The 26,739-nt window shown below is 53.5% G+C and carries 25 protein-coding genes and 1 pseudogene; 12 read left to right on the forward strand and 14 right to left on the reverse strand.

Annotation, left to right across the window (positions count from 1 at the left end):
* The first annotated feature begins 34 nt into the window (after positions 1 to 34).
* The 3 genes from ACZ5PT_RS19325 to ACZ5PT_RS19335 all read left to right on the forward strand — a co-directional run bounded on the left by ACZ5PT_RS19325 (position 35) and on the right by ACZ5PT_RS19335 (position 3,802).
* Positions 35 to 712: a TIGR04211 family SH3 domain-containing protein gene (locus ACZ5PT_RS19325; protein WP_464264647.1), complete on the forward strand. Its 678-nt coding sequence runs from the start codon at positions 35 to 37 to the stop codon at positions 710 to 712.
* Between the two features lie 311 nt (positions 713 to 1,023).
* Positions 1,024 to 2,373 (forward strand): HipA domain-containing protein, encoded by a 1,350-nt coding sequence (locus ACZ5PT_RS19330; protein ID WP_464264648.1) that lies wholly within the window; start codon positions 1,024 to 1,026, stop codon positions 2,371 to 2,373.
* Between the two features lie 190 nt (positions 2,374 to 2,563).
* Complete coding sequence (locus tag ACZ5PT_RS19335) at positions 2,564 to 3,802, forward strand: HDOD domain-containing protein (RefSeq protein WP_464264649.1); 1,239 nt, start codon at positions 2,564 to 2,566, stop codon at positions 3,800 to 3,802.
* A 52-nt stretch (positions 3,803 to 3,854) separates the two neighbouring features.
* Here the strand turns inward: ACZ5PT_RS19335 and sbtM are convergent, their stop codons facing one another.
* From sbtM to ACZ5PT_RS19380, 9 genes and pseudogenes are all read right to left on the reverse strand, one after another.
* On the reverse strand, positions 3,855 to 5,441 hold the full coding sequence (gene sbtM, locus ACZ5PT_RS19340; protein WP_464264650.1) for a thio(seleno)oxazole modification radical SAM maturase SbtM: 1,587 nt from the start codon (positions 5,439 to 5,441) through the stop codon (positions 3,855 to 3,857).
* 124 nt (positions 5,442 to 5,565) lie between these two features.
* Entirely contained in the window at positions 5,566 to 5,733 is a 168-nt protein-coding gene (locus ACZ5PT_RS19345) for a hypothetical protein (protein WP_464264651.1), read from the reverse strand.
* A gap of 78 nt (positions 5,734 to 5,811) precedes the next feature.
* Positions 5,812 to 5,916, reverse strand: a pseudogene (sbtA, locus tag ACZ5PT_RS19350) (SbtA family thio(seleno)oxazole RiPP natural product precursor); the annotation flags it as partial.
* Between the two features lie 124 nt (positions 5,917 to 6,040).
* Entirely contained in the window at positions 6,041 to 7,243 is a 1,203-nt protein-coding gene (locus ACZ5PT_RS19355; protein WP_464264652.1) for a hypothetical protein, read from the reverse strand.
* Positions 7,240 to 7,917 carry an ABC transporter ATP-binding protein gene (locus tag ACZ5PT_RS19360; protein WP_464264653.1) on the reverse strand — a complete coding sequence of 226 codons (678 nt, stop codon included), beginning with the start codon at positions 7,915 to 7,917 and terminating at the stop codon, positions 7,240 to 7,242. The genes ACZ5PT_RS19355 and ACZ5PT_RS19360 overlap by 4 nt, the downstream gene beginning before the upstream one ends.
* A 30-nt stretch (positions 7,918 to 7,947) precedes the next feature.
* Positions 7,948 to 9,180 carry an ABC transporter permease gene (locus tag ACZ5PT_RS19365; protein ID WP_464264654.1) on the reverse strand — a complete coding sequence of 411 codons (1,233 nt, stop codon included), beginning with the start codon at positions 9,178 to 9,180 and terminating at the stop codon, positions 7,948 to 7,950.
* Positions 9,181 to 9,182: 2 nt separating this feature from the next.
* Positions 9,183 to 10,400: an ABC transporter permease gene (locus tag ACZ5PT_RS19370; RefSeq protein ID WP_464264655.1), complete on the reverse strand. Its 1,218-nt coding sequence runs from the start codon at positions 10,398 to 10,400 to the stop codon at positions 9,183 to 9,185.
* On the reverse strand, positions 10,400 to 11,149 hold the full coding sequence (locus ACZ5PT_RS19375; protein ID WP_464264656.1) for an outer membrane lipoprotein-sorting protein: 750 nt from the start codon (positions 11,147 to 11,149) through the stop codon (positions 10,400 to 10,402). Before ACZ5PT_RS19375 ends, ACZ5PT_RS19370 begins: the two co-directional genes overlap by 1 nt.
* Positions 11,150 to 11,215: 66 nt before the next feature.
* On the reverse strand, positions 11,216 to 13,039 hold the full coding sequence (locus tag ACZ5PT_RS19380; RefSeq protein WP_464264657.1) for a diguanylate cyclase domain-containing protein: 1,824 nt from the start codon (positions 13,037 to 13,039) through the stop codon (positions 11,216 to 11,218).
* A 184-nt stretch (positions 13,040 to 13,223) separates the two neighbouring features.
* Between ACZ5PT_RS19380 and ACZ5PT_RS19385 the strand changes: the two genes are divergently transcribed.
* The 6 genes from ACZ5PT_RS19385 (at position 13,224) to ACZ5PT_RS19410 (ending at position 19,427) form a co-directional block, all read left to right on the forward strand.
* Positions 13,224 to 14,285: an AAA family ATPase gene (locus ACZ5PT_RS19385; protein ID WP_464264658.1), complete on the forward strand. Its 1,062-nt coding sequence runs from the start codon at positions 13,224 to 13,226 to the stop codon at positions 14,283 to 14,285.
* Complete coding sequence (locus ACZ5PT_RS19390) at positions 14,275 to 15,480, forward strand: vWA domain-containing protein (RefSeq protein WP_464264659.1); 1,206 nt, start codon at positions 14,275 to 14,277, stop codon at positions 15,478 to 15,480. The genes ACZ5PT_RS19385 and ACZ5PT_RS19390 overlap by 11 nt, the downstream gene beginning before the upstream one ends.
* Entirely contained in the window at positions 15,477 to 15,884 is a 408-nt protein-coding gene (locus tag ACZ5PT_RS19395) for a hypothetical protein (RefSeq protein ID WP_464264660.1), read from the forward strand. The genes ACZ5PT_RS19390 and ACZ5PT_RS19395 overlap by 4 nt, the downstream gene beginning before the upstream one ends.
* A gap of 256 nt (positions 15,885 to 16,140) precedes the next feature.
* A complete protein-coding gene (locus tag ACZ5PT_RS19400) occupies positions 16,141 to 18,327 on the forward strand; it encodes an EAL domain-containing protein (protein ID WP_464264661.1) in 2,187 nt (728 codons plus the stop codon).
* A gap of 144 nt (positions 18,328 to 18,471) precedes the next feature.
* Positions 18,472 to 18,849 (forward strand): response regulator, encoded by a 378-nt coding sequence (locus tag ACZ5PT_RS19405; RefSeq protein ID WP_464264662.1) that lies wholly within the window; start codon positions 18,472 to 18,474, stop codon positions 18,847 to 18,849.
* A 68-nt stretch (positions 18,850 to 18,917) separates the two neighbouring features.
* Positions 18,918 to 19,427, forward strand: a complete 510-nt coding sequence (locus ACZ5PT_RS19410) for a peptidylprolyl isomerase (RefSeq protein ID WP_464264663.1) — start codon at positions 18,918 to 18,920, stop codon at positions 19,425 to 19,427.
* Between the two features lie 64 nt (positions 19,428 to 19,491).
* Here the strand turns inward: ACZ5PT_RS19410 and ACZ5PT_RS19415 are convergent, their stop codons facing one another.
* Positions 19,492 to 19,908: a C-GCAxxG-C-C family protein gene (locus tag ACZ5PT_RS19415; RefSeq protein WP_464264664.1), complete on the reverse strand. Its 417-nt coding sequence runs from the start codon at positions 19,906 to 19,908 to the stop codon at positions 19,492 to 19,494.
* Positions 19,909 to 20,105: 197 nt separating this feature from the next.
* Between ACZ5PT_RS19415 and ACZ5PT_RS19420 the strand changes: the two genes are divergently transcribed.
* The 3 genes from ACZ5PT_RS19420 to ACZ5PT_RS19430 are packed head-to-tail and all read left to right on the forward strand — an operon-like array spanning position 20,106 to position 22,615.
* On the forward strand, positions 20,106 to 20,666 hold the full coding sequence (locus ACZ5PT_RS19420) for a manganese efflux pump MntP (RefSeq protein ID WP_464264665.1): 561 nt from the start codon (positions 20,106 to 20,108) through the stop codon (positions 20,664 to 20,666).
* A 24-nt stretch (positions 20,667 to 20,690) separates the two neighbouring features.
* On the forward strand, positions 20,691 to 21,734 hold the full coding sequence (locus ACZ5PT_RS19425; protein ID WP_464264666.1) for an agmatine deiminase family protein: 1,044 nt from the start codon (positions 20,691 to 20,693) through the stop codon (positions 21,732 to 21,734).
* Entirely contained in the window at positions 21,731 to 22,615 is an 885-nt protein-coding gene (locus tag ACZ5PT_RS19430) for a carbon-nitrogen hydrolase (protein WP_464264667.1), read from the forward strand. The genes ACZ5PT_RS19425 and ACZ5PT_RS19430 overlap by 4 nt, the downstream gene beginning before the upstream one ends.
* Positions 22,616 to 22,672: 57 nt before the next feature.
* Here the strand turns inward: ACZ5PT_RS19430 and metK are convergent, their stop codons facing one another.
* The 4 genes from metK to ACZ5PT_RS19450 form a co-directional block, all read right to left on the reverse strand.
* On the reverse strand, positions 22,673 to 23,842 hold the full coding sequence (metK, locus tag ACZ5PT_RS19435) for a methionine adenosyltransferase (RefSeq protein ID WP_464264668.1): 1,170 nt from the start codon (positions 23,840 to 23,842) through the stop codon (positions 22,673 to 22,675).
* Between the two features lie 84 nt (positions 23,843 to 23,926).
* On the reverse strand, positions 23,927 to 25,708 hold the full coding sequence (ptsP, locus tag ACZ5PT_RS19440; RefSeq protein WP_464264669.1) for a phosphoenolpyruvate--protein phosphotransferase: 1,782 nt from the start codon (positions 25,706 to 25,708) through the stop codon (positions 23,927 to 23,929).
* The gene (locus ACZ5PT_RS19445; RefSeq protein WP_464264670.1) at positions 25,689 to 25,955 is read right to left on the reverse strand and encodes an HPr family phosphocarrier protein; all 267 of its coding nucleotides are present in this window, start codon (positions 25,953 to 25,955) and stop codon (positions 25,689 to 25,691) included. Before ACZ5PT_RS19445 ends, ptsP begins: the two co-directional genes overlap by 20 nt.
* A gap of 12 nt (positions 25,956 to 25,967) precedes the next feature.
* A complete protein-coding gene (locus ACZ5PT_RS19450; RefSeq protein ID WP_464264671.1) occupies positions 25,968 to 26,738 on the reverse strand; it encodes a PTS system mannose/fructose/sorbose family transporter subunit IID in 771 nt (256 codons plus the stop codon).
* Position 26,739: the final 1 nt, after the last annotated feature.

The following is a 26,739-nucleotide window of genomic DNA, read 5'->3' on the forward strand; positions in this document are numbered from 1 at the left end:
TCAATCCTAAATGGTCAAGTTTCTGGGGGCCCCTATGAAAATCTCTTTTGTTTCATTTCTAACCAGCGTTCTCCTGCTAGCTCTTACGACTGCTGCATACGCCGAGACCCGCTATGTTTCAGACTATCTGGTCGTCACTGTCCGCAGCAACAAAACCAAGAACTATACAACCTTGGCCAGTTTGCCGACCGCAAGCCCGGTGGAAATCCTCGACGAGGATGCGACCTTCGTCAAGGTTCGCACCAGCAAGGGGGTTGAAGGCTATGTCAGCAAACAATACGTCAGCAAAGAGCTTCCGAAAGCAACCCAGATTTCCCGCTTAAAAAAGCAGAAGGAAACCCTGGAAAAACGTCTTCAACAACAATTACTGGAGTTTCAACAAACCTCCGGGCAGGCAACCTCCAGCCAATCTCAAATCAAGGAACTCACCGAGAATCTGACACAGTCCAGACAGCAGTTTAAAAAAGTCAGTGCTGAGTATGAGCAGCTACAAAAGCAGGCGGGGAATGTCATCAACCTGACCAATGAACGCGATCATCTCCTCGAAGAAAACAGCCAGTTCCTTACCGAACTGACAGTGCTGCAGGAAGAGAACAAGGGCTTCCATCGCTCGAATATGATTCAGTGGTTTCTGGCTGGGGGTGGTGTTTTCCTGGTCGGTTGGCTGGTCGGCAAGATTTCGCGAAAGAAGCGCTCCTACAATAGTTTCTAGCATGCAGTACGGATCAATCCCGCCGCATCATTTTGAAATTAGCTTTATTTGTGCCCGCCCAAAAGCAGGGCGGCACAAATAAAGCCTCCTGCAGGGCCGTCCCCTCCCCGACACCAGCAACCGCTCAAGATTGAGCAAACTAGAAACCCGCCGATATCGCCAGCAGTAACACAACTATAATTCCCGCAAGTTACCCTCCCCTTCCTTAAAAAAACCAACACACTTCAATTCAAAATTAATATTAGATCGCTTGTTTTAGGGGGATTATCGGTTATTTTTATATTCAACCATCTATTCATCTGGAGATCTTCATGCGTGAAAAGCAGCAGCAGGAGCTACGCCTTCTCTTGGGTGACAGGGCCCTCGGTTCGCGTGAACTGATGCAAGGGCTCAATGTCAGTCAACCGACCCTGTCACGCCTGATCAACAGTATGAACAACGAGATTGTCGTCATGGGCAAAGGCCGCGCCACCTGCTACGGCCTGCCACGTAAAATCCACGATAAAATCAGCCGATTTCCAATTTACATCATCGACCCGCGCGGCGATGCCAAATTACATGGCCACCTGACAGCCCTTCGGGGAGGCCAATACTGGTGGGAGGACACAGCCAACGAGGGAGAACTGTTCAGCGGCCCACCCTGGTTCTTGCTCGACCTGCAATTGAGTGGCTTTGGTGCCCGTTCCTTTGCCTACCGGCAAAGCGAACTCCTGACCCTGCCACGCAAACTTGCCGATTGGAGCGAGGATGACATGCTCTATGCCACCAGTCAGTGTGGCGAAGACCGCATCGGCAACCTGTTGATCGGCGAAGAGTCCCTGGCGCGCTACTTTACCTTGGCGCGGGAGATGGCCCCGATACCCGACCTTGACTCACGCAACTGGAAATACCCACAACTGGCGCAAAAAACCCTGGCAGGAGAGATGGACAGTGCCCAGATCGGTGGAGAACAGCCAAAGTTTGCCGTTTGCGTCGATGACCAGGGAACTCCGTGCCACATGGTGATCAAATTTTCTCCAGCAGTCGAAAGCAAAGAAGCACGCCGCTATGCCGACCTGCTGATTTGTGAGCACCTGGCCCTGGAAGCAATCCGCATAGCCGGCTTTACCGCCGCGCGATCACGCTTGGTCATTGCCGGGCACCAGGCTTTTCTCGCCCTGAAAAGATTTGATCGGCGCGGAACCCTCGGCCGGCTGCCGATGCTCTCCCTGCGAGCATTACACTCACGTCTGCAGGCCCCCTGTGACAACTGGATCGATGCGGCAATCCGCCTCGAAAACATCGGCGTCATCAGTAGTGAGGATGCACGCAAACTGCGTTGGCTATCCCTATTTAGTGACCTGATTGCCAACACCAACCAACATTTCGGCAATATTTCGCTGATCCCTCACCAAAAAGACAACTACATTCTGGCCCCTGCCTACGGAACCCGACCAACTCTCTACGAGCCGGTTGCAGGTGAAATTCCACTGCGTCTGTTCACTCCACCGCCGGTTCGTAATGAAGCGGCGGCAGACCTGCCCAGCGCTTTGGATGCGGCAATATTCTTCTGGAAAAGTGCTGCCGTTGACAAACGAATTTCCGCAGAATTCAGGCAGATTTGCTATGAAAACTGTGAATTATTAAAACTCCGGACCGATGGGCCAAAACTGGTGATCTAAATTGCCCCCGGACAAGATCAAGAAATCACTCAACAGACACCTCACACAGCAAACAATGTGTGCTTGCTCTAACGTAAAAAAAGAGCTAAGCTCTTGGCAAGTTGAAAGATTCCGCTAACATTAGATGGGTCGAGCCATTTTTAGCCAAAATACTGGCCTTCCACCACATCCTACAGACCAGGCATAGCAGATGACTGAACAAGCTGAAAAAATACTCTTTGTGGACGACGAGGCAAGCATTCTCAGCGCCTTGAAACGTCTCTTGATTGATGAAAAATGGGACTGTCATTTTGTGCTCTCGGCCAAAGAGGCACTGGAACTACTGGCAAAAGAAAAGTTTGACCTCTTGGTCTCCGATGTGATGATGCCGGAAATGGACGGCTGTGAGCTGCTAGCCGAGGTTAAAAAAAATCACCCCAGCGTGATCAGATTGTTTCTGACCGGCTTTGCAAAAAAAGAGAAGGTCTCCAAAGCCCTGACCGAAGGCTACGCCCAGCAGATTATCCCCAAGCCCTGGATCGACCAGGAGCTGAAGGAAATTATCCGCAGCGCCTTACGTCAAAGCGCCCAGCAAAAAAAGCACAGCCAGAAATTCCAGACCATTATCAATTCGATTCCACTGCTACCAGCCCTGCCGGAAAGCTACTCTCAAGTCCAGAATTGCATTCTGGATGATGATGTCAATATCGAAAAGATGGCTGATATCATCGGACTTGATGTTGCCATGTCGAGCACCCTGCTACATTGGGCCAACTCTGCTCTGTTTGGTCAGCGTTTTCGGGTCGACACGATAAAAAAAGCGATTGTCGTTCTTGGCACCGATATTGTGATCAACCTGATTCTCTCCGAATCCGTCAGCCAGAGCATGGCCAGCGCAACACCGCAGATTGATGGTTTTGACCTCAAACGTTTCAAGTCTCACTCGATTGCCACGGCAATCATCGCCCGTCTGTTGATAAAATCACTGCACAGTTCAAATAGCGACTTGCAGGATCGGGTTTTTATCGCCGGACTGCTCCACGACATCGGCAAACTGGTTGCGGCCAGTCATTTCAGCCAATCGTTTTCTACCGCCCTCCAAGAGTCCAAACAACGCGGTTGCCCCCTCTACGAGATCGAAACCGAGACATTAAGAACCACCCATGCCGAACTTGGGAGCTTCCTCGCTGAATGGTGGGCCCTGCCCCATTTTATCGTCAGCGCTATCCAGCTGCACCACGATCCGGCATCCTCTCCGATTGAACCGGAAATCGTTGACGCTGTCCACCTCGCCAACCTGATCACCTATCGAATCGGTTATGGCTGTAACGATGAAAAGATCGAGCAGAAAATCAATCAGAACCTCTGGAACAAGTTTTACCTGACAGAGGAAGGGCTGGAAATTTTGCAGGTCGAAACAGAAACAATCATGAAAGGACTCTCCTGCTAACGAAAAAACGTCCTTTGCCGGCCGGCGTTGCCGTGCAGACAGATTAAAAACATTAACCCAGCAAAGCGCCGCCGCTGTCCTCATCAATAAAACAACCCGGATCCTTCTTCACCAGGGGATCCAAACCAAAGCCATGGGCTACGGCCAAACAACCACCGCAATTTGCCCGCAACCTGCACCCCTCACACTCCTGACAACCCCGCCGATAGGCCTTGGCCGGACTGGAATAGTAAATCTCCGAGAAACTCTGTCGATTGATATCGCCAATCGGCGATGGAAATTTACGACAGGCGTGGACCTGCCCATCCGGCAGCAGAGAAAAAAAGTTAAACGCGGCCCCGCAACCAAAGCCAGTACACCCGCCGAACAAACCGGACTGCTGTTTCTCGCGCTCAATATTAATCAGACTGTCTTTCAGCGCCATGGCTGGATTTTCAACTTGAGCCTGCAGATAGTCCGGGATAAACAGACGGTAGTCTTCCGGGCGGGGAGACTCAAGGTTTGCACCTTCTCCAACCATCGCTAGCCGGTTGAAAGTAAACAGATCGACTCGGTCTCGCAGAACCTCCGCTAACGGAAGGACCTGATCTAGATTGGCCTGCGTCAGAGTCAGCATCACCATCGAATAGATATTTTTACGCTGTAACAAATCGAGAAACTCAAGAACCGCCTCGAAGTTGCCCGTTCCGCGGATCAGATCATTGTGCTCACGCAATCCTTCCAGACTCACCTGATAAAAGACCGGTTTAGCAATCATTAGCAGTTCATCCAACTGTGCTTCCGGAACCGGGTTGCCTAGAATAGCAAGATTCAGATTGCGCTCATGGGCAGCCTGATAAAGTTGGAAAAAGTCGGAGTGCATGAAAGGGTTACCACCCGAAAATGAGACCTGACCGTAGACATGGTGGTCGAGACAAAACTGCCGCATCTGATTTAGAACATCAATCCCCTGGGACAGACCAACATCCTCCCGCCGACTGCGATCATAACAATGACGGCAATGAAGATCACAACGATGAGTAATATGCCACTGCAAGGTAAAGGACTCGGCCTGCCGAAATTTTTCCGGGGTGGCTGGAGGAACAGAAAAACCGCTCTGATCACGCTGCAATTTTGACGGCAGCGCCACCAATAGTCCGCGGTTGACCGCCCTTTCCAGGGCTTGGTCGATTTCGCCCACGGGCCGACCACTGTCACTGGCGATTTCCAGCGGATCAAGATTTTCAACGACAATCTTGAGTGCCAGCAGTTCAGCCTCACTGGCTAAGGCCTGACAGATCGTGCCGGTCCGGGGGGGCACCCAGAACAGCAGGTATCGACTTGATGCCAGCGGTGTGACCTGCCCTCCCTCTAAAAGAGGAAGCAGAGGATGCCAGTCAACCGCAACCAGTTCCAAGTGAGGGTTTACCTGAAGCTGTTTAGCAGGAGTAACCACGATCGGCAACAGACTCTGTAGCCGGTAACGCGCCAACTCGACTCTCGCCAAATCAGGAAGATAAGTGACACAGATCCCATCCGCAGCGAAAGCTCGCAGTTGCGCCGGCAACTCTTCTGGGGAAGTTGATGCCAGTTGCACCTGTGCCCTCCGCGACAAATACCCCCAACTGATCGGAAATATCTTCTCTAAACACGCTGCCATAGATCACCATGGAAAAGCGGATTGGCGGCCCCCCGGGGGCAAACCAATCCGCGGCTTCAACAGTCCTGCATCGATATTAAAACTTCTGTTTCAGTACTCACGGTACTGATTATTTGCTACCCCCTCAACCACTCCCCGCAGGTTTTTTCTCTATATCTGTGCTCACGGCATCATCTTTGATCCCGCTACCGCCACTTTCCGCAGGTTTTACCTCTTCATCGGTGCTCATGGCACCATCTTTGGTCCCGCTGCAGCCACTTCCCGCAGCTTTTTTCTTTTCATCGGTGCTCACGGCACCTTTAGTTTGACCACCTCAACCACTTGTTCCTTGTTTTTCAGCGCGAACCGCGCCGTCGCCTTTGCCGCCTCAACCACTGCCAGCCTGTGCCGGTGGCGGAACCATCATTCCACCTGCAGACACCAGGGTCGCAATACTCAGGCTAGCCAGGACTCTTTTTAGCTCCTTACTCTCCATTTACAACCTCCCTTGTCAAGAGCATAGCCAAAGGGCATCACATACGAGAATCGTGAAGCCCCCCTATCACTTCGAATCTACCTTTAATGAGGGCATTGTCAAGCCGGGTCACTGCAAAAAAGGTTCAGAAATACCAGCGCAGCAAAGCGCCGCCGCTGTCCCCCACCGATCCGAATTCACTGTTTATCTTCAGCCCTGCGCTAAGGGGATCAAACTGCGGCTTATCGCCGAGGGCAAATGACCAGTACAGGTCAAGTTGCAGGTTATCCGCCAACGAGACAGACAGTTGCGGGCGCAGCAGGCTGGATTCATCCTGCAAATTAAAGATCAACAAGCCACTACCAGTCACCAGCGGGTGCAGTTCGTAAGAGGGACCAACCAGCAGATAGTGGCGTCCGAGCAGGAAGCTCACCCCCTCACGGATCGGCGCAGATTGCGCCACCAGTGGATACAAAGCAGGGTCGTTACTGCCGATACCGTTATAAAGGTATTCAGCTATCAGCACCAAACCACCGTCAAAGCGATACCAGCTTTCTAATGCAGCGATGGCAAAATCCCCGTTACGATCACCGTCGGGCAACCCAACCCGTGTCCCGCGATACCAGCTGAGTTCCCCTTTTAGTCCCAATTCTCCGAGTTCCCCGGCGAGGCCGAAAGCGACCATCGGCCGATCTCGCAACGAACCGGCCAACAGCAGCAGATCGAGCTGGCCGATGTTCTCGCCAAAAGTCAACAGATAGCTATTATGCACCGGTCGGTCACCGAAGACCGCAAGCGCCGAAAACTGCCCGGCCATACCGAAATATCGACCGAGACGCAGGGCATCGACACCGGGCCGCACATCAACATCGATGGCATCGGGCGCAAAGGGAGCAATCACATCAAGCGGCGAGAACAGGCTGATATTACCGAAACCGATCGCCTGGCGACCAAAGGTCCAGTGCCACGCTCCCAATTCTCCCTGCAGGTTAAAGCGATCAAGCTGTAACTGAGATGCCGCCCGCCCCTGCCGGTTCCAGCTTTTTTCCGCATCGAAGACCCGGTTGACCGAATCCTGCGGCAACCCAAGAAACCCCGGCGGATCGGTCCAGAGCAGTTGTTGCTCGACGGAAAGCTGCAAATCAACGCGACCCAACAACCGGCTGGTTAAATCGAGGCGGAAACGTGCCGATGAGACAAGACCTTCGGCACTATCAGCCGGCAGTCGGTCAAGATAGAGATTGGAGGACTTCAGATAGCCACTGACGGTCGATTCGCTGAGCAGTTCGGCACAAGCCAACAGCGGAAACAACAGTAACAGCAGCAAAGCGATGACAACCCGTTTCAACGATCCGACTCCAGACGACCGTCACGCAGGCTGACCACCCGCCGGGCGTGGGAAATAACCAGTGGATCGTGGGAGCTGAAGATGAAGGTTGTCCCCTTGTTCTCGTTAAACTGTTTCATCAACGCCAACAGATCTTCGCTGGCCTGCGTGTCGAGGCTTGCGGTCGGCTCATCGGCCAGAATCACCGCCGGTTCAGAGGCCATCGCCCGGGCGATGGCAACCCGTTGCTGCTGCCCCCCAGAGAGATCGGACGGCTTGCGGTTTTCCAACCCCTGCAAGCCAAGATCGTCAAACAGAGAGACGATTCGCTGACGGCGTTGTCGTTTATCAATCCCCATCAGCATCAGGGTAAATTCAGCGTTCTCCGCGGCAGTCAACACCGGGATCAAATTGTAAGACTGGAAGATAAAACCGATTTTGTTCAGCCGCAGTTGCGACAAATCTTTCGCCGTGGCCTGTCCGACCTCCTGCCCGTTGAGCCAAACCTGCCCGCTGGTCGGACGATCAAGGCAGCCGATCATATTCAACAGCGTGGTTTTCCCGCTGCCGGAAGGTCCGGCTAAAACGGTAAATTCTCCCGCTTCAATCTGTAGCGACAAATCCGCCACAGCCACCACCTGCTGGTTGCCAAGTGGATAGTTCTTGCAGACCGATTCGAGTTCAATCAAGGACATCTGTCAATTTCTCCGTAATCACTGCTTGAGTCAGTGGTGACGCAAGGCCTCTGCTGGTAAAATACGCCCCGCCTTAACCGCTGGATAGACCGCAGCCGACAGCGAGAGCAGCAGCATAAATCCAGCAATCTGCAACATGTAGGGCAGATCCCATGCCGCGCGCATGATTGGATCGAAGACCACGCCGCCAAATTCGAGGTTTTCTTCTATAAAGTCACGCAGATCGATACCGACCGCCTGCAGGTACCAGGTCAGCAATGAACCGAAAAGACTGCCGATCAGCATCGATACCAGGCCGAGCAACAGCGCCTCGATAAATACCAGCAGCCGCAGACGGGTGGTGCTGGCACCGATAGCGAGGAGCACACCGAACTCGCGAAACCTCTCCATGACCGACATCAGCAAGGTATTGATGACACCGATCGTCACGATCAGCAGCATGATAATAAAAATGAACTTCTGGCTGGCGTAATCCAGTTTGATAGCATTCGACAGGTTCGGCATCGCTTCATCCCACGACAACGCCCTGAGCTGCGGACGCCCAGCCAAGCGTTGCTGCATAACCGGGTAAACGGAGCGATCGGCCTGTTGATTTTTAAGCACCACGGCGAGTTCGTGAATTTCCCCGGGGATTCCGGCAAAAGCGGCTGCCCGCTCCTGGCCAACCAGCAACAGAGATTTATCAATCGCCTTGATTCCGGTGGTCACCACACCATGAACGCGAAACATCTCGCTGGCCAGCTCTCCACTGCGGCGCTGCAGAGTAACGACAAACTTGTTGCCCGGCCGCAACTGCAACTCTTTGAGCAAGCGACTGCCGAGAATCGCCTGCCGACCACTCAGCGACGGCAACTGCTGCGTGGCCGGCAGGTCACGCAAAAAAGGGTTGATCCGTTGCTCTAGCTGCGGCACCACCCCGGTCAGCAAAACCCCGCGACTTTCGCGACTCGACTGCGCCAACCCGGGCAGGTAAAGACGCGGCAGCACCGCCTCGACACCTTCGAGTTGTTCGATTTGCGCAGCCAGTTGCTGTGGATCGAAGGAAAACTTTTCGTCGCGGCTATCGACATAGTCCTGATGGTAGACCACCAAGTGTCCGCTGCCGGCCCGCACACCGCTGTCGATCATCGCCGAATAGACGCCATAAGAAAGATTGTGAAAGCCTTGCACCAACATCAGACTGAAGCTGAGCGCTGCCAGGGTAATCAGGGTCCGGCGACGGCTGCGCCAGAGGTTCTTCCAGGCGAGAATAAACAGCTCCATGCTTATTCCTCGCGAATCGCGACAACCGGCTGCATGCGGGCAGCGCGGTTGGCGGGAAGAAAGCCGGCCAGCAAACAGACCAGCAACAAGATGATGGCCGGCAGCAGGATATTCCCCGGCTCCAGTACGGCGTGCAGGCGCGGCAAGATGGTGCCACCGGCATAGGTGATCGGCGTCAGCGAGTCGGAGAGATCAACACCGACCCGGGCCATATAAAGGGTCAGCAAAAGTCCGAGGATGACTCCGCAAACCAGGGCCAAAACCCCCATGGCGAGGGTTTCAAGCAACACCATCAGGCGGATCTGACTAGGGCGCATGCCAATCGCCATCAATACGCCGAACTCGCGCGTCCGTTCCAGCACCGACATAAAGAAGGTATTGAGGATACCGAGACCGGTGGCAATATAAAGAATCGTGACGATGATCAACCGCGAAACATCGTAGCTGGCGACCACCTCACGCATTTCCGGTAACATCTCCCCCCAATCAAGAACTGCTAACGTTTCGGGCAATTGCTTGCGCAGCTGCCCGGCAAAAGCAGCGGCTTGCATCGGCTGGTCGACGCGAACCGAAATTTCGTGCAACTGCCCGGGCAAAACCAACAGCTGCTGCAGCCAGAGCAGCGGCACCAATACCAGGGCATTATCGTGCCCCTGATCGCCGGTGGAAAAAACCCCACGCACCTCGAGCAGGTCGTTACCGATGGAGCCATCAGCGGCTTGGGTGACATAGACCAAAGAGTCCCCCGGCACAACCCCGAGACGGCGCGCCAACCCTGCGCCGAGAACGGCACCATTGCTATCGGCAGAGGCCAGATAAGTCCCGGCCATCAAGTGTTCCTGAAGATTGGTCACGGTCTGTTCTTGTTCGGGACGCATGCCAAGCATCTCGACCGGCGAACTGTTATTTTGAAAGGAGAGCAGTCCGAAACTGCGCATGCGGGGCGAAAAACCGACCACCTGGGATTGCTGCAAAAAGTCTAAATCGTTCTCATTGCCGAAGGTGGTAAACATGTCGCGGTCGTCCTGATAGCCTTGCGCACTGATCACCAGATGACCAAAGTATTGCTCGGTGGCAGAGGCGAGCATATCCTTAAGCATGCCGGAGAATATCCCCAGACAGAGAATCAGCAGCGCCGAAGAAATAACCATCGCCGACAGGGTCAGTAAGGTGCGGCGGCGGTTACGCCAGATATTGCGCAGAGCCAGATGCCAAAGCATCAACGGCGCCCTTTCAACTGCCGCAGCGAGAAATAATCGGCGCCCAGATCGACATCGAACTGCACCTTGCGGTAGTGCATGACCGTCTGCTCCTGTGGTTTCTCCACCGGCAGCACGGTCATCCGCAACGGAATAGTCCGGCCACTGACGATCTGCACATCGTTGAAAACGATCCTGCGCACCAGAACGCCCTCCTCATCAAAATAATCAACCTCAAGCGGGACAAGAGGCTCTTTCTGCAGCAAGTAAACAATTTTGCCCCAGATTACAGCCGCCTCGGGCTTCGGCATTCCCTCGATAGTCCAGCGCTGCGCATCTTCTTCCAACAGGGTAAAATCATAATCCTCGTCGATATGGTTGGCCTTGACCAGGTCGTCATTGGTAATGTGGCTGCCCATCCAGGCACCACCCATCATCGACGGCGGAATGCGGATCACCCGGTCGACCTTGGGCAGGTAGTTCCAGACCTCGCGCTCCACCTTCAGCGTCGCCACGCCCTTTTCTTTAGCAGGCGAAAGAATCCGCACCAGAAAGCGCTCGCGCCCCAAAGACCAGGATTCCATACTCAGGTGCCGTTCCCAATGACCGGTCTTGACCGTCATCTCCAGTTCGATGGCCGAAGACTTACCGCTGTATTGCTCCTCGACAGTACGAACCAACTCACGCAAATCGAATGCGACCACAGGAGAAACGAAAAGAAGCACCAGCGACAAAGAAGCAAAAAAGGATAACCGGTAATTGACAGGCATGACTCTCCCATCCAGCGTTGTTAAAGGTCTCACGATAAAGCAGAATGCTTGGCGCATGAATGCCAGCTAGCTGTCGGCAAAAGCATAACGATTCTTGCCGGCCCGCTTGGCGGCATACATGGCAATATCCGCCCGACCAAGCAACTCAACCGCCGTCTGTTCCTGACCGTGATAAAAGGCCACGCCGATACTACAGCTGATCATCACCTGATGGCCGCTGACACTGAACTTGCGGCGCAATGCGGCAAGCAGCGTTTCGCAAGCCCTGCTGACCGAAACCTCGTCCTCAACATTGCTCAACAACACCGCAAACTCATCCCCGCCAACCCGGGCAACGGTATCCGACGCCCGCACGGTATCCAGCATCCGCTGCGTTGCCTGTTTCAACAACCGGTCTCCGGCATCGTGTCCGTAGTTATCGTTGACCGGTTTGAATTTATCGAGATCGATAAACAACAATGCGAACTGCCCGCCCTGACGACGCACCTGCGCCATCGCCACATCCAAGCGGTCCATCAACAAGCCGCGGTTCGGCAGACCAGTCAGATTATCATGGCTCGCCAGCCGCCGGATCCGCTCCTCCATCTGCTTGCGCTCGGTGACATCCCGGACAATCAACGTAAAAAGCGACTGCCCTGCGGCTATACCGCGCGAAATACTCAGCTCGGTCGGAAACTCCTCACCATTTTTACGTTGCCCCTGTATTTCGAAGGTCCGTTGTGATGCGCCAGGCAGGACATTCTCTAGCAATTGATTCAAGGTCAAGGGATTTCCATCAGTTACAAAATGCAGAAAACAAGAGATCGGCATGCCATAGGCCTCAGTGGACGGACAGTTGAATATATGCTCGGCCCCCAAACTCCAGAAGCGAATGCGTTCGGCATGATTAACAGAAATAACGGCATCAACGGACGAGTTTGCCACCGAGCGAAAATGCTCCTCCCGCTCTTCCAGTTCGAGTTTGGCCTTTTCGACCCGTGAAAGTGTGCGGACCAGCATCACCAAAGACAAGACAACGGTAAGACTGACGGCAATCTGGATCATCAAGGAATTTAGCAAACGACTTTGCCAATCGGCTAAAGCCCGATCGATAGGAATGCCGACGGTCACCACCAGCGGGAAATCGGCCAATTTGCGATAGGCAACAATCCGACTGACCCCATCGGTTGATTTGGAGGCCAAGTTGACCCCCTCGGACGATTCAGGCAAGATCTCGCTGAACAACGGACCAGCGGAAAAAAAACGACCGACCAACTGTTCCCCGTGAGGACGGCGGGCCAACAACAACCCACTGTGATGAAAAATTGCTGCCGAGCCGTTCGGACCCGGGGTGGTCTCTGGATGAAACCCAAGCAGATGATCAACCTGCAACAAGGCAACCGCCAAAAGAGGCCGCTCACCCCTTTGATCCTGACGAAACAGCGCTACCAGGTTTTGACCGTCAGGTCCGCGATACAAATCGTCTGCAATCTGCAGCGAATGTTCTTTGCCAGCCGGGGCAACAAATGTCGACTCAAAAGGTGACGATGCAAAGGGAAAGCCGTTGTGGGAAAAGAGAACCTCGCCAGAGCGGGAATCAATCACCGCCAAGGCAGCAAGTTCCGGAGTCCGCTTAATCCAGGCGCTGAACATCGATTGCAGTTCAAGCGGCGGGTGATTGGTAAAGTGCCGCTCAATATCGAGCAGCAGGAGACTTATCCCCCTAAGCACTTGCCGAGTGTGAGTTTCAAGCCCGATAGCGAGGCTGCTGACATTATCACTGCACTGCTTTTCAATGCTGCGGTAATCCCGGGCAAAAGTATAAACAAAATACCCCCACGACAGTGTCAGCAGAGCTAACAGGACGACACACATATTCCAGCGAACTCGGGATAACGGTCTATTCGTCATGCCTTCTTCCACCACCGGCAACAGAGAAGTAGTTTGAGTCGTTGCCTTACAGCATAGCAAAAAAAGACGCGGATGATTCCACCAGGTAAAATAGGTTTTGACGGGATTGCGCGCTTGCCTTGATTTCCGGCTCTATGCTATCTATAGCTGACAACTTAGGTCGCCTATAGCCTGTGAGTGTATTATGAATATTGAACAGATGAAAATCGTCCTCAAGGAGATCATCACCAAGACCGATCTGACCCCCTGCGTGGTCGGTCACCGCGGAGTGGGAAAGACCGCCGGCATCATTCAGGTGTGTCGTGATCTCGGCCGCAGCTACATCCCGCTACGGCTCGGGCAGATGGAGGTCGGCGATCTGGTCGGCATCCCCTACCGGGAAGACAAGGTGATGCACTGGTCGCGCCCAAGTTGGTGGCCGGCAGCAGAGGCGCAGCCAACCATCGTCCATTGCGATGAACTCAACCGAGCGCAGCAAGAAGACACCCTGCAGGCGATTTTTCAATTTGTTGAACCCCCCAGCGAAGGGCAGTTGCGCGCATTACACACCCACACCTTGGCCCCACAGCATCGGGTGGTCGTCGCGATCAATCCACCCGATGGCAGCTATCAGGTCACCCCCCTCGATCGCGCACTCCTTGACCGAATGATCGTGCTGCAAGTGGAAACTGATGCCGAATGCTGGGCACGACACGCGCATCAGGAAGACTACGACATTGATGTTCGCCAGTTCATAACCGGTAACCAGCAGATGCTCTCGGCGAATAATCTGAGCTTTGACATGCAGGTCGAACCTTCGGAACGAGCCTGGGAGATGGTCAGCCGACTACGCCGCCACTGTCGTTTCCCGAAAGAACTGGAGATGGAGGTTTACAGCGGCATGATTGGCCGTGAAGCGGCTGTCTGCTTTCTGCAGTGGTGTGCCGAACAGCGCCTGCGGCCTTTATCTGCCGATGAGATTCTTGATCGTTGGCCAGAGGTTGCGCAGCGCGCGCAGAAGCAGCGCGATGATGTGCAGGCGGCCAGCAGCAGTGATCTGGTCAGCCGCCTGCAAAACAATGCCGATTTAACCACAGCGCAACAAGACGCCTTGGTTGCTTATATCGATATCCTGCCGCGCGACATGCGTTTCGGCTTGGTTAAATCCCTGCTGCGCAACCCGTTGATCGCGGCAATCCTCTGCCAGGACAAGTACGACGCCAGCATTCTGGAAACCATTGAGCGGATCAGCCAGGATGTTGCCTGACAGGCCACTACAGGACGCCATCGTCAGGCTGCTGAAGCGCCGGCCCTTTTATGGCCAGTTCCTGCTGCAGTTCCGTCGCCGGCAACAATCCGGCCCCCGAGCGGTCGCCACCACCATGATCGATGCGGCGCCGACGCTGTTTTTCGATCCGCGACGCTTTGCCCTGTTTTCTCCCCCGGAACAGGAAGCGCTGCTGGAGCACTTGCTCAAACATGTGCTGCATCGGCATCCCTGCCGACGGCGGGAGAGAAACCAACGTCACTGGGATCTGGCCTGCGACCTGGCGATCAACCCATCGATTGAAAACCTGCCCCCTGAAGCGGTCCAACCACAGCGCCTGCGCCTCGCTGAAGGCCTGGCTGCTGAAGAATATTACCAGCGGCTGCAACAGATGCCGCAACTGGGCAACCAGCAGGATGATGGCGCGGGAGATCAGGACCAGCCGACAACCGCGGAACAAAAATCTTCCGCCACGGACAGTTCACAAGCGGACCTGCAGCAAGCCGCCACCATCGATGATCATCAATATTGGCATGAAGCAGACCGGACGCCGCTGTCACTCTCGGAACAGGTCGTTCGGCAGATGGTTCGCAATGCAGCAAAGAAATGTCACAACGAAATCCCCGGGGATTTACAGGCACTGCTCAGCAGCTACCTAGCACCACCAACCATTCCCTGGCAACAGATTCTCCGGCAATTTGTCGGCAGCGCCGGCCGGGTCGGCCGCACCGGCACCTGGAAACGGAGTCACCGCCGCTTTGGCCACGCCACCCCCGGCCTGCGCAAGCAACAACTGCTGAACTTAGTCATCGGCATCGATGTCAGTGATTCAACCGACACGCAAGCACTGCGCGAATCTTTTGCCCATGAACTGCTGCAAATCGCGGCTGGTCGCCAGAGTCGCATCTCGGTCATTTACGCCGGAAGCCGCATCCAGAAGGTTGAACATTTTACTGGAAGTCCGCATATTGCCGAAATTTACCGTGGTGGTGGCTTCACTGACCTGCGACCGGTTTTCGATCATGCAAGGCAAATGCAGCCACGACCGGCCGCAATCATCTATCTGACCGACGGCTACGGACCAGCCCCCGAGCAATCAGACATTCCAACCCTGTGGGTCATCTCCCCCGATGGTAAAAAACCTGTCGACTGGGGACTTGAATTAAGACTTGAGCAATGCGAGGAGAAGCGATGACCGACAACAGCCAACCGATGACCGACGAGAGCTTGAAAATGCTCCTGGAAGAGGCCGGAGCAAAAACCATGAGTCGCTCCGGGCGCAATCAGCACTACGGATCACCGCGGGATTTTTCTTTTGAGGTCAAAGCGGTCTTCGACAACGGCCTGGCATTGCAGATCACCGCCCGGCAGTATAATTATCGTGACCCGTGGGAAGCCAGCGGCCGGATCAACGATCTGGTCGATGTCTCCCTGTTGCGACAGGCAAAATACTGTGAACTGCCCAAAGGCTACCCCTTTTTCCAGGGCTGTGACACCGAGGAAGCGGTCGATTTCCCCCGTCTGCAAGCGATCATTGGATCTGTTAAAGGCGTCAATCCCAAGTTATTTCTCCTGCAGGAGTTGACCGGGGACCTTTGATCCCGGCAGACAAATACCAACACCCGCCTCTTTCTAGCGAAATTAACATTGACTAACAACCCTGCTTACAGCATAATTCCTTACTTCTGGCGGCCAAAAAGGTCAGTTAATTTGTTCTCTCAGAAAAACAGTAGATTCATCCTGTGTTAGACTCACTTAAGTGTGGAGACTACTGTAATTTATATATATGACCACTGCCAATAACGGCGCAGTAACAAATCATCGTATCCCCTAACTCTGCGGAGCAGGCTCCAGAATGGAACAACGACAAAATCCTCTCATTCTGACCATTGACGATGAAGAAAACATCCGCGACAGTTTCAGGCTGTTCCTGGAGGATTTCGAGTACGATGTCATCGAAGCGGCCAACGGTCGCGAAGGTATCGAGCTGATCCAGAAGGAAAATCCCGATCTGGTGCTGTGCGACCTGCGAATGCCGGACGTCGACGGACTGCAAGTTCTGCAATTCATCAAAGAAAACTCGGCGGACACCCCGATCATTGTCGTTTCCGGAACCGGAGTTATCGGTGACGCCGTTGAAGCGATCCGCCGCGGTGCCTGGAATTACCTGCTAAAACCGATTCAGGACATGTCAGTGCTGTTGCATGCGATCAGTCAGGCCTTAGAGCGATCACGACTGATTATCGAAAACCGCGCTTATCAGGAGCACTTGGAAGAGGAAGTCGGTCGGCGCACGGAAGCATTGCAAAAAGCGATGAGCGATCTGAACCAATCGCACCATAAGCTCAAAGATAACGAAGAAAAGTACCGACTTATTTTTGAGAATCTGCAGGACGTTTATTTCGAAATTCTACAGGATGGCACTATCTACGAGATCAGCCCGTCGATTTCTCACTTCTCTCTTTACCAGCGTGAAGAAATCCTCGGCGAAATCATCGGCACCATCTTCCCTAGTACAAAAAACCGTGAACGGCTGATGTCTCTGCTTCGCAGTGAGGAGCAGGTCACCGATTACGAAATCTACTTGCAGGACAAAGATGGGACCCTGATCCCCTGCTCACTCAATGCTCGCTACCAGGAAACCAGCGGCAAAAGCCCGGACAAGATCTGTGGCACCCTGCGTGATATTACCGAGCGCAAACAGGCTGAGGCACGGATTGAATACCTCGCCTATTTCGATGCTCTCACCGAACTACCGAACCGCCGCCTGCTTTTGGATCGATTGGAACAAAATATTTCCCGGGCGCGGCGTCACGCTCATTACGGTGCGATGCTGTTCCTCGATCTCGACCGTTTTAAAAACATCAACGACTCCCTCGGGCACCCGGTTGGCGATTCCTTATTGAAAGAAGTTTCCAAACGTTTGACCGTCGACTTGCGAGCGGAGGATACCGTATCTCGCCTGGGTGGAGACGAATTTGTCATGCTCCTGTCCGACCTCGGCAAGGATCCGGTCAATGCCGCTGCGGTTGCCCAACAAAAAGCAGAAGCGATCCAAACCCGTTTGGCGCAGAAATACCAGATAGACGAGCACGTTTTGCATATTACGCCCAGTATCGGTGTCGCCATGTTCCCCTCTAGCGAGGACAATAACGAAACGGGCAACGATATTCTACGCTACGCGGATACAGCCATGTATCGTGCCAAGGAAGATGGCAGAGATACCATCCGTTTCTTCCTGCCAAGTATGCAATCGGCGGCCGATGCGCGGTTGGCCATCGAAAAAGAACTGCGCTACGCCATGGAAAAAAAGGAACTCGCTCTTTTTTTCCAGCCACAGGTCGACACCCACGGCAATATTGTCGGCGCCGAAACCCTGATCCGCTGGAATCATCCGACAAAAGGCTTCATTTCACCGGCCACCTTTATTCCAGTCGCCGAAGCAACCGGCCTGATTCTACCGATCGGCGAGTGGGTTCTGCGGACCGCCTGTGAACACATGAAAGTCTGGGAGGACGCTGGTTTACAAATTCAGCACCTGGCGGTCAATGTCAGTCCACGCCAGTTCCGTCAGCCCGATTTCGTCGGACAGGTCATTGGCATCCTGGAAGAAACCGGCGCGAACCCGAACCTGCTCGGTCTCGAATTGACGGAAGGAATGGTGATCGACAATGTCATTGACACCATCGAAAAAATGCAGGCTCTCAAGCAATTCGGCATCGAGCTATCGATTGATGACTTCGGCACTGGCTACTCCTCGCTGGCCTATCTACAACAGATGCCTCTCGACATCCTCAAAATCGATCAGTCATTTGTGCGCGATATTGCCAGTGATGCCAACGATGCCGTCATTGTCGACACGATTATCTCCATGGCCAACCACCTGGAATTAAAGGTTATTGCAGAAGGGGTTGAAACCGCCCTGGAATTAGACTTTCTCACGAAGAAAGGCTGCAAATTATTCCAGGGTTATCATTTCAGTCGACCGGTTCCCGATGGCCAATTTACCAAGCTACTTAAATCTGGAACAGTTTTCAGCTGATCCTCCCCTCCTGCAATCCCCATTGCAGGAGCCAGCCGAGTTTTTCTGCACAAAAACCAGAAGATAATGAAGTCAATATATTTTACTTTAAGAATAGACAAAATCTCGATAACATAGGATCACTTAGCTCTACAGGGAGATTCAATGAACGTACGACGCATATTGATAGTTGATGACGAAGCATCCATCAGAGAAAGTCTGGCGGAGTTTCTGCGCGATTTCAATATGGAGGTCGTGACATCTGAAAACGCCGAGGAGGCGCTGGGATTACTGGCAACAGGCACAAAATACGATCTTCTCCTCGCTGATTTACGCCTTCCTGGAATGAGCGGCGACCAGATGATCCTGCAAGCGCACCTGGTACAACCGAATTTACGTTACCTCATCCATACCGGATCGTTAGATTATCGTTTGTCCAGCGAATTACTGGCCATCGGCTTAACATCTGACCAGATCATGCTAAAACCGCTCACCGACCTAACAAGCCTGATTGACAAAATTGAAGAGTTATTCAAACAATAGCGCATTACTTTTTACGGCCGTTTCTGATTCGCCATTTTCCGTCATGACTAACAACCAAGGAGCATCTCATGAGTGCACAACCTGTCGTTCGTATGCAAACCAGCATGGGACAGATTACCATTGAACTCGACACCGAAAACGCCCCAATCAGCAGTGAAAACTTTTTAGTTTATATCCGCGACGGATTCTACGATCAGACGATATTTCACCGCGTCATTCCCAACTTCATGGTTCAGGGTGGTGGATTCACCGTCGACATGAAACAAAAGAAAAGCAATGCAGAAATCAAGAACGAGGCCGACAACGGCTTAAAAAACGACCGCGGCACCCTGGCGATGGCTCGGACTCAAGTGGTCGATAGCGCCTCCAGTCAGTTTTTTATCAACCTGGTTGACAATGACTTTCTCAATCACCAGTCAAAAACCCCGAGCGGTTACGGCTATGCGGTATTCGCCAAGGTCACCGAGGGGATGGAGATCGTTGATACCATCGCCAAGGTCAGCACTGGAAACAGTGGTGGTCATCAGGATGTGCCGAAAGAAGCAGTGATTATCGAAAGCGTTAGCATCGAAGAATAATTCAACCCGGGGGAGAGGCAATTACTGCAGTCTCTCCCCCGGGCTTAAAAGGCGGGATCAAGTTTTAGCGAGGATCTTTGCCGAGCAGGATCGACTCGGCAATTTCGGCTGCAGAGACCGTCAGTTTGCGACAATTCTGCACATGTTCACGACTGTTCCATTTATAGGGCTTGCTCAATCCGACACAGCAACTGGTCCGATGCCGCTGGCGAAATGCCGCAACCAAGCGATCACTCTGCTTGCCCTTCCCTTTCAAGCTCAACGCCATCACGCCACCACTGATAGCACCACACAGACACTTGGCCCCAGCAATCCCAGCGCCGAATGATTTCGCGATTTCCATCAACTCAGAGTCATTACGGGCGGTGATCGCCTGCAGTACCGATTGGGCGCAATTATAACCATGGTCAAAATATTCACCAGCCTTCTCTCCAGCATCCAGACCATCGCTCGAGGGAGAAGAAAACAATCTTTTCAGCACCAATAATCTCCTGACGACAATACAAAAACCACGGGCAAAAAACTCTCAACCGGTGAAAACTACTCTTTTTCTAACCGATCCGCAACAACCGAAAAAAAACGGATCATGGGGACTCCTTAGCCAGTTGATCTGATTGTCTGCCCGATCCATCTTGTGCTATAAACAGCCCTCTGCTCACCCGTGATCGGTTAGGAACTATGGATATTATCACCCTCTTGGGCATTGCGATAGCCTTGGCAATGGATGCCTTTGCTGTCGCGTTAAGTGCCGGACTCATTCTACCCAAACTAACCGGACGCCATCTGTTTCGCCTTGGCTTTCATTTCGGACTCTTTCAAGCATTGATGCCAATCCTCGGTTGGCTGGCGGGAGTCAGTGTGCGCCAGCAGATTGAGGCCTTCGACCACTGGTTGGCTTTCGGACTCCTGACGCTGGTCGGTGGTAAAATGCTCTGGGAGGCCTGGCAGGGGGACGACGGCAAAGAGCGTGAGGACGATCCGACCCGTGGTCTGTCTTTGATCATGCTCTCTATCGCCACCAGCATCGATGCCCTAGCCGTCGGTTTGAGTTTAGCCGTTCTCGGTGTCACCATCTGGACTCCGGCACTGGTAATCGGAATAACCGCCGGGGTCCTCACCATCTGCGGCATGCTGCTTGGCCGACGGGTCGGTCGACGCTGGGGTTCGAGGGTCGAAATCCTTGGCGGATTGATCCTGATTGCTATCGGGCTGAAGATCCTGATTGAACATACGTTGTAACAGCTGCTCCGAGGTCGTATCGCTATGACAGAAGAGGCTCTATCTCACTGCCGCTTGCCCGCCGAATGGGAACCGCAAGACGGCGTGCTGCTCGCCTGGCCGCATGCCAATTCGGACTGGTTGCCGATCCTGGATGAAATTACCGCCGTTTTTATTGAACTGACGCGAACCATTGTGCGATACGAAACGGTGCTGATTGTCACCCCGGAGCCTGATTCGGTCGCAGCATGCTTAACCCATGCAGGGGTCGACCTAGCCGCCGTCCAGACAGAAAAAGTTCCGACCAACGACACCTGGACGCGTGATTTCGGACCAATCACGATCCTGCGAAATGGACAGCCGATTCTGCTCGATTTTGGTTTCAACGGCTGGGGTGCCAAATTCGCCGCTGACCGCGACAACCAAGTCACGCAGCGACTCTCTCTTGCCGGCGCGTTCGGCACAACCCAACGGGAAGAGATCGGCCTGATTCTCGAGGGCGGCAGCATCGAAAGTGACGGCGACGGATCCATTCTCACCACCAGCGAATGCCTGCTCAATCCCAACCGCAATCCAGATTGCAAAAAAGAACAGCTTGAACAAACACTGACGGATCAGCTCGGCGCCAAAAACATCCTCTGGCTGGATCACGGCTTCCTCGCCGGAGATGACACGGACTCGCATATCGATACCCTGGCCAGGCTCTGTCCCAACGATACGATCGCTTATGTCCGTTGCGACGATCCGCAGGATGAGCATTATGCCGAGCTACAAAAAATGGAAAAGCAGCTCCAATTGTTCCGCACCTCAAAAGGCAGCCCCTTCAAGCTGATCCCACTCCCCTGGCCACAGGCCAGTTACGACGACGAAGGACAACGCCTGCCGGCCACCTACGCCAACTATCTGGTCATTAACGGTGCCGTACTGGTCCCGACCTATGCTGACCCGGCAGATGCCGTCGCGCTGGCAGCAATCGCCGCAGCCTATCCAGAGCGGAAGATCATCGGTATCGATTGCCGAGCTGTCATCTGGCAACATGGATCCCTGCATTGCCTCACCATGCAAATCCCGAAAGGAGTTCTGCCATGAGCCTTTTAAAAATCGCTTTAGTTCAACAACGTTGCAGCGATAGCCGGACTGACAATATCGAAAAAAGCGTTGCGGCAATCCGCCAAGCTGCAGCACAGGGCGCGGAACTGATCGTCCTGCAAGAACTCCACAGCGGACGCTATTTTTGCCAGACCGAGGACACCGAGGCCTTTGACCAGGCCGAAGCGATCCCAGGGCCGACAACGGAATTATTCGCTCGACTGGCCAAAGAACTCGCCGTGGTGTTGGTGACTTCGCTGTTCGAACGGCGCGCTGCCGGGCTTTATCACAACAGCGCAGTGGTCTTCGAAAAAGACGGTTCCATCGCTGGCACTTATCGTAAAATGCATATTCCGGATGATCCCGGCTATTATGAAAAGTTCTATTTCACCCCCGGGGATCTCGGCTTTACGCCGATAGAAACCTCGCTCGGCAAACTCGGCGTACTGGTCTGCTGGGATCAATGGTACCCTGAGGCGGCGCGACTGATGACCCTGGCTGGTGCCGAGCTACTGATCTATCCAACCGCAATCGGTTACGACCCGGCTGACAGCACTGAAGAACAGCAGCGTCAACGCGAGGCCTGGATCACGGTGCAGCGCGGCCACGCCATTGCCAATGGGACCCCGCTGATAGCTGTCAACCGTGTCGGCTTTGAGCCGGACCCGAGTGGAACCACATCCGGGGCGCAATTCTGGGGCAGCAGCTTTGTCGCCGGCTGCCAGGGTGAAATCCTGGTTCAGGGGAGCGAAACAGAAGAAGCGGTGCTGCTGGTGGAGCTTGACCGAAAGCACGCTGAAAAGGTCCGTCGGGTCTGGCCCTTCTTGCGTGATCGTCGCATCGACGCCTATCAGGGGCTGATGAAGCGTTATCTTGATTGAACAACAAAGGGCGAGCCTATAATGGCTCGCCCTTTGTTGTTGGTGCGCTAAAGACTTTTACAAACCGGCGCGCGACTTGAGCGAATCGACGCGGTCGGTCATCTCCCAGGTAAAGCCGGGCAGTTCACGACCAAAGTGACCGTAAGCAGCGGTCTGACGATAAATCGGCCGCAGCAGATCAAGTTGCTCAATAATCCCTGCTGGGCGCATATCGAATTCGGCGCGGACAATCTCGGAAATCTGGTTCGACGGGATTTTGCCGGTACCGAAGGTATTGATCATCACCGAAACCGGTTCCGCAACGCCAATGGCGTAGGCAAGCTGGACTTCACACTTGCGTGCCAAACCGGCCGCAACAATATTTTTGGCCACGTAACGCGCCATGTAGGAAGCGCTACGATCAACCTTGGACGGATCCTTACCGCTGAATGCGCCACCACCATGAGAGCCTTGGCCGCCGTAGGTATCGACGATAATCTTGCGACCGGTCAGACCGCAATCACCCATTGGCCCGCCAACAACAAAACGGCCGGTCGGGTTGACCAGAAAGCGGGTCTTTTCATCCAGCAGTTCGGCTGGCAGGGTTGCCTTGATGACTTCTTCAATCAGCGCTTCCTGGAGGGCTTCATACTTAACCTCGGGAGTATGCTGCGAAGAAAGAACCACGGTATCAATCCGCGTTGGCTTGTCATCAATGTACTGAACGGAAACCTGAGACTTACTATCGGGACGCAGGAAATTCAGCTGGCCGCTTTTGCGCACATCAGCCATTTTCTTGGTCAACTTGTGGGCAAAAGTAATCGGCATCGGCATCAACTCCGCCGTTTCGTTACAGGCAAAACCGAACATCAAGCCCTGATCTCCAGCACCCTGATCCTTGAACAGGCCTTCTCCCGCGGTTACCCCTTGCGAGATATCGGCGGACTGCTGATCAATCGAGGTCAGAACCGCACAGGTCTCGTAGTCGAAGCCCATGGCCGAGTCGTTATAACCGATCTCTTTGATGGTCTCACGCACGATGGTCGGAAAATCGGCATAGGCACTGGTGGTGATTTCTCCGGCAATCATCGCCATCCCGGTGGTGACCATGGTTTCACAGGCAACCCGGGCATTTTTATCCTGTGCGAGAATCGCATCGAGAATTGCATCGGAAATCTGATCGGCAACCTTATCCGGATGACCTTCGCCTACGGACTCCGAAGTAAAGAGAAAATCGGTCATTGGCATGTACAGTATTCCTCCACTGTTAAGTTTGTATAAATGAACGGGATATTCTATGTAGCTTAGTTGTTCGAGTCAACGCTATTTTCTTTAGATAATTGCTTGGTCAAAGATTTCAGGCAGTAGTCTCCGCATCTCGAGGTCGAGACAGGCTGAAACCTCTTTACCGGTTTTCAAACAAAGCAACTTTTCCACCAAGTGTTCTCCGGCCTGTCTGGATACCTGACGGATAACCCGCTTAACACGGGGTATACTGGCCGGGTTCATCGACAATTCATGCAAACCCAGCCCGACCAGCGCCAGCGCATACAGCGGTTCGCCTGCCATCTCGCCACATAAACTGACATCGATACCGGCATCGTTGGCTGCCTGGCAAACCGTTTTCAAGGCGCGCAGAATGGCCGGATGCAACGGTTCATACAGATAAGCAACATATTCGTTGCCCCGATCAACCGCGAGGCAATACTGAATCAGGTCATTGGTGCCGATGGAGAAAAAATCGACCTCTTCGGCAAACTGAGAGGCCAACAACACCGCCGAGGGAGTCTCAATCATCATGCCGATATCGATTTCGCTATCGTAGGCAATCCCTTCGGCATCAAGCCCACCTTTGACCTCCTGTAAAATCCGCTTACAGGTGAGGATCTCGGCAACCCCACTGATCATCGGGAACATGATCCGCGCCTTGCCATAAACCGAAGCCCGCAAAATTGCCCGCAACTGGATTTTGAACAGCCGCCCCTCGCGTAAAGAGAAGCGGATCGCCCGCAAACCCATGGCCGGGTTGGCCTCATCGGTCACATTCAATTGCGAAACAACCTTATCACCGCCAATATCCAGCGTGCGGATGGTGACCGGGTTCGGTTGCATCTCTTCAAGAATTTCGCGGTAAGCATCAAACTGCTCATCTTCACTCGGAGGCTCAGGGCGACCAAGGTAAAGAAACTCAGTACGATACAGACCGACCCCTTCGGCACCGTGATTTCGTGCAACGGGAATCTCGCTGGACAGCTCGAAATTACCGCGCAGTGCAACCCGATCATTGTCAGTCGTAATCGCTGGAAGGTCCCGGTAACTTTGCAGCTCTTTTTCCAGATATTCGTACGATTGTTTGCGCTTGAGATACTCTTTGAAGGTCTCCTCGGAAGGGTTGAGGATCACGATCCCACTACTGCCGTCAATAATTGCCGGCAGCCGGTCGTAAACCAACGAGGTGATTGTCTCCAGACCAACGATCGCCGGTATCTCCAACGAGCGGGCCAGGATAGCGGTATGTGACGTCTTGCCGCCTTTATCGGTTACGAACCCGAGCACCCGATCGCGGTCCATCTGCATGGTATCGGCTGGAGACAGGTCATGCGCGACGACCAGCGCCTTGTGCCCGATATCATCGATAGAACGCTGATTCTCGCCAGTCAAAATCCGCATCAACCGGCCACCGACAGCTTCCACATCGGAACGCCGCTCGCGCAGATATTCGTCTTCGATATTTTCAAACAGCTGGCGCAATTTAAGGATCGTTCTTTTTAACGCACCCTCACAGTTAACCTGCTCGCGAATAACCTCTTCGGTCCCCTGAATCAACATTTCGTCTTCGAGGATCAACAGATGGGTATCGAGGATATACATGTGTTCACGCAGATGAGGCTTGCTGGAAACCGTCGCTTTGATTTCTAGTAACTCTTCACGTGACTGCGCCAAGGCCCAGTGAAAACGCTCCAACTCGGCATCGACATCAGCGGCGGCAATCGGCCAGTCGGCGACAGTGGTACGCTGGTTGAGCAGATTGATCTCGCCGATGCTGATCCCCGGCGATGCCCCGATCCCAACGAGATAAGTATCTTTTGCGACCTCAATCTTCCCCAAAACCATCCTCGATCAAATCAGCAATCACGGTCATCGCTTGATCTTCGTCTGAGCCATCGATATCTACGGAAATTTCTGTCCCCTTGGGCGCAGCCAGCAAGAGTATCCCCATAATACTTTTGCCGTTTACCTCCATATCTTCTTTAAACAACGTAACTTCAGAGGCAAACTGATTAGCCGTCTGCACCAATTGTGCAGCAGCTCGAGCATGCAACCCCAAGCGATTTTTGATCATAAATTTTCGACTTAACATTTTATGGTTCCCCTATAGCACAATTAAACGCGCTACATCTGTCCAGAACAGGCTGAACAGAATAATGATGATGGCGCTCAGCAAAGTAAGCAATAAGGTTGAAATCCCCCGCCGAGCCAGCAAGCCGAGCAGGATCATTGGTACCAGAGTCAAGAGACCGAGCCAGCTGACCAGCTCCAGACGCTGTAAGTGCTGAAACACCAGAAAAGCACTGAAACCGCCAAGAATAACAATGGCCGTTTCCTTGGTATGAATCGCCCAGTCCGGCAATCGTCGTCGCTGGAAAAAATCAACCGAATGAATCCCGTATTGGTAGCCGCGAGCAAACCCAAGCAAGCGAAAAGCCAGCGGCACGACATTGTAAAGCAGGAGAAATACCACAGGAGCCCAGAGTATCCCCTTGGCAGCAAAAAACAGCGCAACCCCGGCGGACAATGGTCGCAAACCGCCCCAGAACAGGGCGTCGCCGATAGCGGCATAGGGTGCCGCGACCATCTCTTTAAAATCGCTGATAGCGACCTGCTGATCGAGCTTTGCAGCACGCTCTTCTTCCAGCTTCAGTACCGCACCGGCAACCAGCGGCGCCAGGTAAGGATGGGTATTGAAATAAGCGAGGTGCTCACGAGCAACCTTCGGCAGTTTCTCCGGCGAATACAACTTTCTTAATGCTGGCATCAGCGCATAGAAGAAGCCGAGGCCCTGTAACCGTTCAAAATTCCAACTGCCCTGCAATAACAGCAAACGCAACCAGACATGAATACGGGTTTTTCTCGACAACGCCATC

This window comes from Desulfuromusa ferrireducens, from assembly GCF_055389805.1.

Excerpts from the sequence above, each read along its gene's own strand:
- ACZ5PT_RS19400 (WP_464264661.1), top strand. The coding sequence starts at position 16,141 with ATGGAACAACGACAAAATCCTCTCATTCTGACCATTGACGATGAAGAA.
- ACZ5PT_RS19335 (WP_464264649.1), top strand. The coding sequence starts at position 2,564 with ATGACTGAACAAGCTGAAAAAATACTCTTTGTGGACGACGAGGCAAGC.
- sbtM (WP_464264650.1), bottom strand. The coding sequence starts at position 5,441 with ATGGCAGCGTGTTTAGAGAAGATATTTCCGATCAGTTGGGGGTATTTG.
- ACZ5PT_RS19380 (WP_464264657.1), bottom strand. The coding sequence starts at position 13,039 with ATGACGAATAGACCGTTATCCCGAGTTCGCTGGAATATGTGTGTCGTC.
- ACZ5PT_RS19445 (WP_464264670.1), bottom strand. The coding sequence starts at position 25,955 with ATGTTAAGTCGAAAATTTATGATCAAAAATCGCTTGGGGTTGCATGCT.
- ACZ5PT_RS19360 (WP_464264653.1), bottom strand. The coding sequence starts at position 7,917 with ATGTCCTTGATTGAACTCGAATCGGTCTGCAAGAACTATCCACTTGGC.
- ACZ5PT_RS19385 (WP_464264658.1), top strand. The coding sequence starts at position 13,224 with ATGAATATTGAACAGATGAAAATCGTCCTCAAGGAGATCATCACCAAG.
- ACZ5PT_RS19395 (WP_464264660.1), top strand. The coding sequence starts at position 15,477 with ATGACCGACAACAGCCAACCGATGACCGACGAGAGCTTGAAAATGCTC.
- ptsP (WP_464264669.1), bottom strand. The coding sequence starts at position 25,708 with ATGGTTTTGGGGAAGATTGAGGTCGCAAAAGATACTTATCTCGTTGGG.
- ACZ5PT_RS19450 (WP_464264671.1), bottom strand. The coding sequence starts at position 26,738 with ATGGCGTTGTCGAGAAAAACCCGTATTCATGTCTGGTTGCGTTTGCTG.
- ACZ5PT_RS19365 (WP_464264654.1), bottom strand. The coding sequence starts at position 9,180 with ATGGAGCTGTTTATTCTCGCCTGGAAGAACCTCTGGCGCAGCCGTCGC.
- ACZ5PT_RS19375 (WP_464264656.1), bottom strand. The coding sequence starts at position 11,149 with ATGCCTGTCAATTACCGGTTATCCTTTTTTGCTTCTTTGTCGCTGGTG.
- ACZ5PT_RS19390 (WP_464264659.1), top strand. The coding sequence starts at position 14,275 with ATGTTGCCTGACAGGCCACTACAGGACGCCATCGTCAGGCTGCTGAAG.
- ACZ5PT_RS19410 (WP_464264663.1), top strand. The coding sequence starts at position 18,918 with ATGAGTGCACAACCTGTCGTTCGTATGCAAACCAGCATGGGACAGATT.
- ACZ5PT_RS19430 (WP_464264667.1), top strand. The coding sequence starts at position 21,731 with ATGAGCCTTTTAAAAATCGCTTTAGTTCAACAACGTTGCAGCGATAGC.
- ACZ5PT_RS19405 (WP_464264662.1), top strand. The coding sequence starts at position 18,472 with ATGAACGTACGACGCATATTGATAGTTGATGACGAAGCATCCATCAGA.
- ACZ5PT_RS19330 (WP_464264648.1), top strand. The coding sequence starts at position 1,024 with ATGCGTGAAAAGCAGCAGCAGGAGCTACGCCTTCTCTTGGGTGACAGG.
- ACZ5PT_RS19425 (WP_464264666.1), top strand. The coding sequence starts at position 20,691 with ATGACAGAAGAGGCTCTATCTCACTGCCGCTTGCCCGCCGAATGGGAA.
- metK (WP_464264668.1), bottom strand. The coding sequence starts at position 23,842 with ATGCCAATGACCGATTTTCTCTTTACTTCGGAGTCCGTAGGCGAAGGT.
- ACZ5PT_RS19370 (WP_464264655.1), bottom strand. The coding sequence starts at position 10,400 with ATGCTTTGGCATCTGGCTCTGCGCAATATCTGGCGTAACCGCCGCCGC.
- ACZ5PT_RS19420 (WP_464264665.1), top strand. The coding sequence starts at position 20,106 with ATGGATATTATCACCCTCTTGGGCATTGCGATAGCCTTGGCAATGGAT.
- ACZ5PT_RS19325 (WP_464264647.1), top strand. The coding sequence starts at position 35 with ATGAAAATCTCTTTTGTTTCATTTCTAACCAGCGTTCTCCTGCTAGCT.